General features: G+C 41.7%; 8 protein-coding genes. 4 read left to right on the forward strand and 4 right to left on the reverse strand.

Annotation, left to right across the window (positions count from 1 at the left end; genetic code table 11):
* On the forward strand, positions 1 to 609 hold the full coding sequence (locus tag DLM75_RS20995; RefSeq protein WP_118970456.1) for a hypothetical protein: 609 nt from the start codon (positions 1 to 3) through the stop codon (positions 607 to 609).
* Between the two features lie 113 nt (positions 610 to 722).
* Here DLM75_RS20995 and DLM75_RS21000 read toward each other — a convergent pair whose 3' ends face one another.
* The 3 genes from DLM75_RS21000 to DLM75_RS21015 all read right to left on the reverse strand — a co-directional run bounded on the left by DLM75_RS21000 (position 723) and on the right by DLM75_RS21015 (position 4612).
* The gene (locus tag DLM75_RS21000; protein WP_118970457.1) at positions 723 to 1091 is read right to left on the reverse strand and encodes a VOC family protein; all 369 of its coding nucleotides are present in this window, start codon (positions 1089 to 1091) and stop codon (positions 723 to 725) included.
* Between the two features lie 551 nt (positions 1092 to 1642).
* Positions 1643 to 3085, reverse strand: coding sequence for a CARDB domain protein (locus tag DLM75_RS21010; RefSeq protein WP_118970459.1), 1443 nt, complete (start codon positions 3083 to 3085; stop codon positions 1643 to 1645).
* 360 nt (positions 3086 to 3445) lie between these two features.
* Entirely contained in the window at positions 3446 to 4612 is a 1167-nt protein-coding gene (locus DLM75_RS21015; RefSeq protein WP_118970460.1) for a DUF1343 domain-containing protein, read from the reverse strand.
* Positions 4613 to 4773: 161 nt separating this feature from the next.
* Between DLM75_RS21015 and DLM75_RS21020 the strand changes: the two genes are divergently transcribed.
* Positions 4774 to 7299, forward strand: coding sequence for a cyclic nucleotide-binding domain-containing protein (locus DLM75_RS21020; RefSeq protein WP_118970461.1), 2526 nt, complete (start codon positions 4774 to 4776; stop codon positions 7297 to 7299).
* A 1769-nt stretch (positions 7300 to 9068) separates the two neighbouring features.
* Here the strand turns inward: DLM75_RS21020 and DLM75_RS21030 are convergent.
* Positions 9069 to 9755, reverse strand: a complete 687-nt coding sequence (locus DLM75_RS21030) for a hypothetical protein (RefSeq protein ID WP_118970463.1) — start codon at positions 9753 to 9755, stop codon at positions 9069 to 9071.
* Between the two features lie 164 nt (positions 9756 to 9919).
* Here DLM75_RS21030 and DLM75_RS21035 point away from each other — a divergent pair, with 164 nt between their 5' ends.
* Both DLM75_RS21035 and DLM75_RS21040 read left to right on the forward strand, forming a co-directional pair.
* Positions 9920 to 10387, forward strand: coding sequence for a hypothetical protein (locus tag DLM75_RS21035; protein WP_118970464.1), 468 nt, complete (start codon positions 9920 to 9922; stop codon positions 10385 to 10387).
* Between the two features lie 11 nt (positions 10388 to 10398).
* Positions 10399 to 10923: a hypothetical protein gene (locus DLM75_RS21040; RefSeq protein WP_118970465.1), complete on the forward strand. Its 525-nt coding sequence runs from the start codon at positions 10399 to 10401 to the stop codon at positions 10921 to 10923.
* The last annotated feature ends 414 nt before the right edge of the window (positions 10924 to 11337 follow it).

Raw genomic sequence — 11337 nt, forward strand, 5'->3', positions numbered from 1 at the left:
ATGGGTGGCGGTTATCATTCTCGTTCTCCGGAAGAATTTAGAAAATTCTTAGAAGAAAGTCGTAAGAGGTCGAGCTCGGGGAAATTTTCCCGCGTTAAAGTAATCTTTATTCTCAACTTAGTGTTGGTGGTTCTGGTTGTGGGAATGGTCGTTCGTACGATGACCCCCGGTGCGTTTTCCGTTCAATCCTCTTCTTCTAAGTTGAGAATCGGCTCCGCTCTCGTTTATCTGAAATCAAGCCGTGAAGGGAAAGAAGGAGTTCCTACTTTTTTTCTTTTCATGAAGAACGAAGGAGAGTCGAAGGAACTTCGTTTCCCCTCGGAAGGAATGAAGTTTAGAATTCTCTTAAGTAATCAAGAGGGCCTGAACTGTTTGGAAAAAGACTGGGAAGTCATCGAAAGAAATCTGGATCCTGGAAAAATCGAATTTGCAAGATTTCAATTTGATGAGAAAGAATTTGCCTCCCTTCCTCCGGACTGTAAAATTCAACCCGAGGGAAATTTTATCGAAAGAATTTTTCGAAGAACGTCCGCAAAGAGCGGACTAAAACTCGACCTGAAGATTTCCGGAAAGGAGGGAGAAACCGTTCTCGCCATTCCGAATCTCTGATGCCCCTAGGTTCATGAGAGTTTTGTAAAGTATCAACCGCAACCAAACCATTCTGGTCTAGGAATCTCTCCTTTCAAAATGAAAGAAAAATAAAACCTTGTTTCGGACTTTTTTTACAACCATTCTAAAAATTCAAGACGGTTTCCGAACGGATCGTCCAGATAAAAGCGAACGGCACCCGGAAGAGGATCCTCTTCTCGAGTGGATAGACCGTGAGATTCGAGATATTTTTTAAATTCGTAAAGATTGTGTACGAGAATCGCCGGATGCGCTTTCTTTGCTGGAATAAAAGAATCCGTCGTCCCAACGTGTATCTGATTTGCTCCGCACTGGAACCAAGCTCCTCCTTTTCGTTTTAAATTTTCCGGTTTTTCAATTTCATTAAATGAAAGAATATCTACAAAGAACTTTCTTGAAAGCTCCTCCCCGCCAATGGGGATTGAGAGTTGAACGTGATCCAATCCGAGAATTTCAAAGCTCATAGTTCGGCTCCTTTCCTTTTCATTTTTATTAGAAATGAATTGGATTGCGAGTTTAATTTTCTTCTTTCGTATCTTAGGGAATCATCGCCGATACTTCGAAAATCTCCCCATGACGAATAGGAAACAGTTTTATATTTAACTTTGATTCCCTATATGCGTTAAATCATCTGAGATAGAAGTTATCCTTGAATCCTTCCAAAGGACAAAATAGATCCGGCTTTTGATTTTCAAAAGAATTCGATTTCGAAAAAATTTGTATATTTTTTTTCTGGGAACGGATCGCGACTGATTTTCTTTTTTGTCGGATTCGGATTTCGATCTTAGGATCCCTTCTTTTGAAAGAGTTGCTCGCCATGCTATTTTAAATTAAACATTCTGGATAAAACGAATTAGAAATTTATAATTCCCGGTGGAACACATTCAGATTGAAACGATCTCGGATGTGAACGTTGCTTAGATCAGTGTCAATGGATGATACAACTTAAAAAAGAATCGTCCAAGATTCTCAACAGATCTCGAACGATTCTTTTTCTTAAAGTGGAAACAGAAATTCAACCTGGATGGTTTTTACAATATCCTTCCGGAATTGAAATTTTCAATAAATTCTTATATCCGTTGTTACTCGTATCGGATTCTTGAATCCAATTTCCACGATTGACTCGTAAATCGAAGGAATGAGCCCCTTCCATATACAAAGGATCTTTTGCTAAATAGTAAATCGGAAAAGTCACCGTAAGGGTTTGTTCGGGTTGGATCGCTTCGAGTCCGATACCATTCCCCCAAACACCGTTCCCCGCTCCCCAAACTTCACCGTTTGTATCGAGCGCATTTAGAAGACCAACGTGCAAGGCTTCGGAACTGGAAACTTTACCGATATTTTTCACTTCTGCCGTAACGAAAAGAATTGGCTTGCCTGAACTACACTTCATTCCACTCGGATAGATGGAAGCGCGTGGAATGATTAAGTCCGCTTTGTCTATCGAACCTACATTGATCTGAGTACAGGAAGTGTTGTTGCCTTTCATCGCTTCTTGCACCTTAGAACCCGGATCGATCCTTGCACAAAGGAAATATTTTCCGAAGGGAATATCTTTCGGAATCCAAACGCTTCCTTCGCTTACCCACGCGTGGGCTCCAGGAGTTAGATTCGGAGTGTTACTGATTCTTCCACCGCTCAACAACGCGTCCTCCTTATAGACAGGTGAATATGGTGCATATCCTTCTGGGACATCGGTGTCTTTCGATAGAATTAGATCGACCATATAACCATCCTGGCTCGGATTGCTTCCCTTAGCGACGGCGTTTCCGATATTCACAACCTTAACACTCAAATTTTGACTCAAATCCTCACCGGGAAGAACATTCGTTACTCCGCTCACTGAAACGAGTAGATCCGCCGGTCCGGCTTTCATTTCCTGAGCACAGTCCATGGTCGAAAGCGAAATAAAATTATTATCGGTTCTCAATTCATTTCCACCGACAATCAAGGAACCCCGAATTTTAAACTCTTTGTTTTCATCCTCGATATTATGAATCGGAAAATTCAGAAGAAACGAAACATCTTGGGTTTCACCAGGAGCTAAATTTTTCAGAGTAAAAGAACCACCCTGTGATTGTTTCAAATTGGCCGTGTAATTTGCAGAAATCAAATGGGATGGCCGTAGTTTCAAGGTTTCGTTTCCGATATTCTTTACCTTAAATGCAAAATAAACTTCACACTTACTTTTATCATTATCGTCTACATAAGTCGTTAGAAACGGATTTACGATAATTAAATCCGAACCGCTTTGCGACACTGAATTCGATTCCGATGAAAGAGGACCGCCTGAAAATTCAGAAGTGACGGTACCGTCGGCATGGGTGCCAGATTTTAAAAGCAAAAGAAGTAGAGAAGATGTATCTCCATCCTCTTTCCGATTCCCGCAACTAAAGAATAACCAAATTAGTGCCAGGATTACCGAACCCTTTCCTATTTTATTTCGAAAGATTTGCATCTTTCCTCCTCGCTTCAAAAAGCTAATTGAACTTAACAATCTAAACGAAGAATTCTCTGGAATGTGACAATGAATAGAGTTCAAGTTATAAGTTAATTTTATAAGTAAGAATTCAATTCCATTTGATTCTGAGGCTGAACCAATTGCGATCCTGTTTAGAGTCGCTGAAGACTCATTTCACTTTTAAAATTGGTTTAACAAACTGATAATAGCCGCCCAACAATGTGTTCCGCATTTCGAAAACGAAGGAAAGTGCAAATATTTCTTTCTTTCGGATCTTGACTTCCATGATGATGAGAGGAAGTTCTTAGAAAGATTTTTCCGAAAGGATCAAAGTGTACAACGAGCTTCGAGATTATTTTAATAGAGAACCTGCTCCATTCCATCCCCAATCCGCTTGCACTTTTTCTTCCAAGCAGATTCTTCTTCTTTCAAATATTCGAATACAATTAAATCCGAATGTTCCCCGTTGAGATAATCCAAAAGAAAACGATCTCCCACCAACAATTCGATCGCGGGACGATCGGAGCGAAATTCGTAAGCACCGTCGCGGAAGGCGAACTGTTTCGGATATTCTTCTCTCAATAATCGAATCAATTTCAGAGAAAAAAATAAGCTGTGGAACTTCTCCGGTTTTTTTAAAAGAATCTGATAACCTCCGCAAATTTCATCCTTGTGTTTGTGAAACGTCGGTATGAACTTCAAAGGCCGAAGGACAAAACTCCCCTTCTGAAAATTCTCCAATTCCTTTCTGACCCTTTCGTTTCCCTCATCGATGTAAGGAGCACCGAATGTTTCAAACGGTCGAGTCGTTCCTCTACCTTCCGAAAGATTGGTCCCTTCCAGAAGACACTGACCGGAATAAACATAACACGTGGAAATAAAAGGGATATTCGGAGAAGGAGGAATCCATAATAATTCGGAATCCTCTTTTGAATACCAACCCTCTTTGACGACTCTCATCTTTAGATTCAGAGAAAATTCTTCCTTATAATAGGTAAGCAGTTCTCCGGGCGAAAGTCCGTGTCGATGTAAGACACTTCTTACTCCTACGAAAGATTCGAATTCTTCTTGAAGAGGAGTTCCTTCGATTCTTCTTCCCGCCGGATTGGGAGAATCCAAAACCAGAACGGAAATTTCTTCTTTCCCAGAGTTGTTCCATTTCGCGATTTCTTCCAAAAAATAGTAAGCGGTCGTCAAGAATGTATAATAGCGCGCCCCCGTGTCTCGAATGTCGATGATGACGAGATCCAAACCTTCCAAGGAAAAACTACTCGGCACCAGACTGGATTCCGTATCTCCGTAGAGGTTAATGAATTCCACACCCTCTAAATTGTATCTGAGATGAGAACCTGAAACTTGATCCTGAAGTTCGGCGAAAAGTCCGTGTTCCGGTAAGAAGATTTTCTTAAGATCATAACGTTTGTGAACGGTCTGAAAGTGATATTCTCCATCAAGCCCGAAGGCGCTTTGATTGGTGATCATTCCGATTCTGGAAACACGAAGAAGCTTTTCGATTTTATTCATCGTTCTTTATGGTTTTCAGGAGGCATAAGGAGTCAAGTTTTCCAAGAATCGAACACAATTCTTCTCTTTGAAATCTGGTTTTTTCTCGAGCCTTGAAAAAAAGTGTTTTCCATACGGGTTAGGAATAGTTTCTTTTTCATTTAACCTTCGATAATCTAACTATGGCATTTGATTCCTCAGTTCCACAACAACAAGCCCAGGCTCCCGCAGGAACTCTCCTGTTTCCGGAGGGTTCTCCCGCAAATACTTTAAACGTGCTTCACAGTGGAACGGTTCGTTATTTGACCGAAATCCCTGGCGGAAGAAAATTAGAACTTTTCAAACTCAACGGCGCGAATCTCACACCGGGTTCCGTTGCCCTTTTTACAAGCGGTAGATATCCCTTTCATCTCCAAGCGGAAGAAGCCTGTGTCATCTCTACCTATGCGATGAATTCTCAAACCATCGCGAAGAGCATCGGCTCCCGAGTTTCTTTAGGAATGATGGTGGCAAGAACCCTTCTCAGGGAAGTCACAGAGCTTTTTAAAAAGGCGAATCAAATCCGAAAGATCACCTCTGAAATCGAGAAGGTGAACGATAACCTTTCCATTCTCTATTATCAATTCAATCCGAGTGTTTTCCCGGATATCAAGCCCGGTTCTCCGATTCCGGAAGTTTCGGCGGACGTCGTGGACCCTGTGATGCGTCTTTGCCGGGAGAATCTGAAATTATTTTTTGACAACGGTGGTCTTCTTCCCGACCGACCGAGCCCGCAATTCTTAGAAGAAGAACACGAATCCCAGCTCACGCGACTTTATCCCGAAGAAATCGATTTTCAAGACGGAGAATTCAGTTTTATCCGAAAACTCGTCCTCCAAGACGCTAAGATTCTAAACGCTCTTTTCACCGCAGATCCTTCGATGCTCACCTACGTTTGTATCAAACTCGCGAACGTTCTGGATCAGATTTCCGGAATTCTCAAAACTTGTCTCACGGATTTGGACGATGCGTTCCGGCTCTTCTTCGTGGGAGAAAACAGCCTCGTAGAAAAATTCTATCTCATCCTGGACATCACTTCTTCCGGTTACGGAACCGCTCCCGCAGAATTCGTGATCCCCGTTCTCGGAGCCGTCGCGGGAAAAATTGAAAAGTATAAGAATGGTCATCATGCACTTTTCGGCGTTCCCGTCACAGGAATTTCGCCTAACGCAGGTGCCTTTCAGACAAAGGCGGGCGCCCTCGCGAAAAAGATGGAAGAGAGCGCTCCTAAAACCGCGGCCCCTACTTCTTCAGCGATAACGGCGGGTGTCGACGTGGAAGCGATCCGCAAAGAACTAGACAACTCCGCGTCCGTCATCATTCAATTCTCCGGCCTCGATGCGGAAAGAGTCAAAGAATTCTCCGCCCTGATGGTGAAAGTAAAAAGTCTGAAGAACCCACTCGATCCGGAAGGAGACATCCGAAAGGTTCGGAGAACTTTAGGAAGACACTATTGGGACATGTATCAGGCCTGCTTTATGAAATACATGAATATGAATCGGAACGTCCCAAAGGCCGTCGATCTCATGTTAAAATACGGTTTCTTCGACGAGACGATGGTGGATGATTCTCAGATCGCCTTCATGTACACTCACAAAGACGCTTTAAATTCCGTTTCGGATATTCCGATTTCCATAGGTACGGAATGGTTAGAAAGAATTTATAAGAGAGAGATCCCTACATCTTTGGATGAGATGGGACAAAACTTTTTCGAAAAAGTGAAGATGGAAAACAGAACCATCAACATCAAAAAAGAATCGGATATTCCTCCCGAACTTGATAATCCGGATACGAGGTTGAAGTTTGAGTTCGCGTCTTTATACGAGGCAAACGTTAGACTCACTTCGGGAAGCCCTGCGACTCACTTTCCGATTCTAACAAAATTTCACAGCCAGATGGCGATCGATAAGTCCTATGTTTCTAAAAAAATTCTTACCGACGTGATTCACGATCTGATGGCGATCGATTACTCGGTTTTTCATAGGGAAGTCATCTACAATAACAACGAGTTGGGAATCACAAAAGAATTTATTCAGAGATGTGTGATTCCCGATTTTATCTTAGTTCCATCGATCGGAACTAAGGTTATGATGTGGCAGGATCTTTCGGTGCATAGAGGTGCCGGCTCCAAAGAAAGCCCGGGAAGAATCGTCGTTCCGATTTTTTCCCAAGGCGATTTGAAGACGATGATCTCCGATGCGCTCGCGGCTTTCCGTTGGGAACTTACAAAATCGATTCTCGGCGCGGAATGGAACAACGTGGGGAACCCTTCGATCACGGCAGACTATACGGATTACATTCAGTTCTTTAAGAAGAATAAGGACCTTTCAATCGAAATCAAAGAGAAACTCGCTGGAGATTTTAAACGTTTTCGAAACGACAGGGATATCTTTGCAAACGATTATCAGCTTTGGATCAAATACGAATCGGACGGAGTCCAGAGACTCAATAAGGTTGTAAGAAGTATTTTTTACCGCCACATTCCTTTCAGCAGACCGATTCGAGAAAAAGTCGCGAAAACACCGGCCTTTGGAGAAATTCACAACCGCTTTATCAATATTCGAAATCGTAAATATACGGAATTGGAAAACCGTTATAAAAAGTATCTCAACGCGTTAGGCTCCCTTCCTGATCCTTTGCGTGAGAATCTAGAATTCTACCGCGTTTAAGATCCTCTCTTTTCGAAAAGCAAAGACTTACGTTTCTGCTTTTAGTAAGAACCAACAATGACGGGTGGAGTGTGGACTATAAATCCCGCCTGCGTTTATACGAACTTCGCGTACCCTTTGGATGAGAATTGTATCCAACATTGAAAGTTACGTAGGAGTTATGAAAGATAACAGTATTGCTGAAAAATTTCGCGTGCGTTTATACGAACTTCGCACAACTGCCCATGTAGAATAGAGTCTTGATTTGTAAATTACGTGGGACTTAACTAACATTGAAAGAGACGTTGGAGCTACGAGAGAAACGTATTTCTAAAAAATTCCGCCTGCGTTTATACGAACTTCGCGTAACTACCTGAAGGAGAATCGTGCCTAACGTTGAAAGATACGCCGGATCTTCGAGAGAAACGTATTTCTGAAAAATTCCGCCTGCGTTTATACGAACTTCGCATAACTACCTGAAGGAGAATCGAACCTTACTTTGAAAGATACGCCGGATCCACGAGAGAAACGTATTTCTGAAAAATTCCGCCTGCGCTTATACGAACTTCGAATAACTACCTCGAGGAGAATCGAGCCTTACTTTGAAAGTTACGTCGGAGCAACGACGGAAAAGGCTTTGATTAAGTTTCGCTTGTGCGTTTATACGAACTTCTTAAAGCTCGCTACCGCCACTCAATTCAAATTTTCTTCTCAACCAGAATCTTCAATATTAGGAAATCAATTTTTTTGAAAGTTGAGCACGTTTAGGCGAATGTTAAACACGGACATGTTCGAACGCGATCGCTTGAAATCTCGAGCAAGCAATTAAAGTTAGCCCTGAACTGATACGAACTTTGCATAAATCTTTTGAAAGTGAATCGAGTCTTGCATTTTAAATTACGTTGGAGCTACGAGAGAAAGGTATTGCTGAAAATTTTCGCAGCATTTATAATACGAACATCGCATAACGACGTCAACGGGGGCCCAGCTTTTATACGAACATCATATAAAAGCACCAAGGAGAAATGAGCCTTACTTTGAGGGTTAAGTGGGACCTACGAATACGGATTGCTTAAAACCTGCGCCTGCGTTTATACGACCTTCGCATAACCGCCCATGGAGAATCGAGTCTTGATTTGTAGGTACGTCGAATCTACGAGAGACAACGTTATTCAAAAAGCCGCGCAAGTGCGTTTAGGCGAACTTCGCGTAAAACGCGAAAGTGGATCGAGTCTGGCATTTTAAATTACGTTGGAGCTATTAAAGATAACAGTATTGCTAAAAACCTGCGCCTGCGCTTATACGAACTTCGCATAACGACGCCTTGGGGAATCGAGCCTTACTTTGATAGCAAGGTCGGAGCAACGACAAACAAGGACTCTCCTAAAAGTTCCCTTTTTGCGCTTAGGCAAACTTTGTATAACTACGCCAAGTAGACGAATCAGGTCTTATTTTGTAAATTCGGTCGAAACTACGAAGGATACGGACTTTGCTAAAAATTCCCACTGGGTTTAGACGAACATCGCATAGTCCCGCATACTACGATATCTACGGAAAACAGTAAAATTGTCATACTTCTTACAATTCTTAAAATGTATAAAAACACTGCGGTTCTTGGTGTTTAGGCGAACTTGGCATAAATTACGCCCGGTCTTTCTTTATAAATTACGTCTGACCAATGACTATCACTTTGCTGAAAATCGTATGACCCCGAAGTTAAGAAAACTCAAAAGAGCGCGAGCAAATCCGAACATCTTTCAATAACAAAGATCTTTGCAGATACAAGGAGCCTAAATCTCTTCTAGGAGATAGGGGCGCGTATATTCTCGGATGATCTCGACGACGAATCTTCCCCAGCTCTTCGGATCATTCTGCGAGATTTCGATTTGTTTGATCTTTGGGAAGTACGGTTGCGGCTTAAAAAGACTGTGAGAGAGTTCGATCGCGCGAAGATAATTATCGACTCGTTTTACTCTTACAAAGTTTAAAAGTTCGGATTGAACTTGGCTCTGAGGAATATAACCGATAATGATCAATTTCGGGAAGAGCGATTTTTTCAAAAGGTTGATGAATTCTCCAAAACTATCCACGCGGTCGATAAAACCCTCATAAGCTCCTCCACCGAGGTTCATGATCTGAGTTACGATATCCATCGTGAAAGAGACTCCTTCTGCGGAAGTCATATCCGAAATGATTACAATTCCTTCGTCCGGCTGGAAGGTCTTAAACATCTGATTACCTTTGAACTGTCTTCTCAGAAGTTTCGCCGCTGAAATATCAATCTCAGCCGCTTTAGCCAGAAGGGCTTTTCCATTCGAGTCAAGAATCGGTTCTCTTGTTATAAGATATCTCTTTTTGGCGGCGTTTTGGTTCATCACCCGAAAGGCCTTTACTTTCTCTTCGATCTCGTCCAGAGAACAATATCCGATTTTTAATACGTTCTCTCTTGACCTTTTCTCTAACTCTGTATCTTCCATATGAAGTTTTAGGGATGGTACGACTCGAAAATCGAGGTCCGAACTAGTTACCCTTATCCCATTTTATCATAACATTTAATTTATTTTGAACAACTCGCTTCTCGCCAAACGAGAAACAAGATTAAAACACTTGCGCCTTATTTCCATTTTTTCTGAATGGAATCATGCATCCGGAAACGGAAAAATTGTCCCGATTTCGCATATTTTTACGGATTGCGAAGATTCTTCCGGTACTGATTCTACTTTCCACTCTTTTTTCTTGTGAGTCTGTAGAATTTATCCCGGAAACGGTTCTCAGAGAAGAATTCGGTTTTTCTCATAAATCCTCCTGGGAAGAAATTGAAATTCGAAATTCTTCTCCTCCGAAACCCTATCGAACGTATGGGAAAATTCTCATCCGAACGTTCGTAAATGGAAAGGTCCCAGATTATCTGATTGTGTCTCTGAAGAAGGAACTTTTTACAAATCATATGGACGGTGTGATCTTTACCGGGAGAGGAATTGTAAGCGTCCCTCCGACTTTGGTTCAATCCGGAAACGGGGATGGGAACACAGTCGCCATTGGATATGTGAACAACGAAATGGGAGTGATCGAAGGAGTCGCCTACCGTTATAAGGATGAGCGAAGGTAAACGAAAAATCCATGAGTGAATTGGAAAAAAAATCCCCTAGGAGATTTAACAGTGAGATCTACGTCGATGCGGAAGATCGTTGGATTTTCAACGGGAATAGAATCATCCAGAAAGAAGTTTTAACTTATTTTCGAAAAAATCTTCGCGAGGACGAATTCGGTGTCTACATAGACAATCGATTCGGTGAACTTTCCGAAAACGGTTATGTGGAATTGAACGGCTATCCGATTCACCTCACTTCCTGTAGAGAAGTCGATGGAACGTTAGTCTTTCATTCAGAGGCCGACTTAAATTTCTCTCTCAAGAATTTGTCATTTTTTTTAGATGCAAAAGGTTGTCTCTTTGCGCGAACAGGACTGAATCAAAAATTAAAGTTTAGGCCCGATCGGAATTGTCTTTCGGATCTGAGTCCATTTTTAGAAGAATCCGAGAACGGTTTTGAAATTTGTTTTCAAGGAGAAAAAATCCGAATTCCGGATTCCGGCGAAACGCCGCACGTCCCCATACCGATCGAATTCATTTCTCAGATATCTTAAAGAAAATCCATTTGATTTCGGTCCTTTTTTAGAATCCCAGAGAAATCGAAAAACAATTCTCTCCTTATCCAAGGTTCCTAAAAAAAGAACAAGGAGGTCTCTCAAAATCTTTAGAAAAGCAATTTTGAATTGGAGAATTCTGCGTGAAGAGGGCTTTCACCATTTTGCGAGTTTTTGCGTTTATATGCACTTCGCACAAAAACAACTTTGAAGGAGAATCTGGCGTTTATACGCACTTCGCACAATAGCAACCTTGGAGGAGAATTTGGCGTTTATAGAACTTCGCACAAAAACAACTTTGAAGGAGAATTTTGCGTTTATATGAACTTCGTACAAAAACAACTTTGAAGGAGAATTTTGCGTTTATACGAACTTCGTACAAAAACAACTTTGAAGGAGAATTTTGCGTTTATA

The sequence above is a fragment of the Leptospira stimsonii genome, from assembly GCF_003545885.1.
Classification (GTDB): Bacteria; Spirochaetota; Leptospiria; order Leptospirales; family Leptospiraceae; genus Leptospira; species Leptospira stimsonii.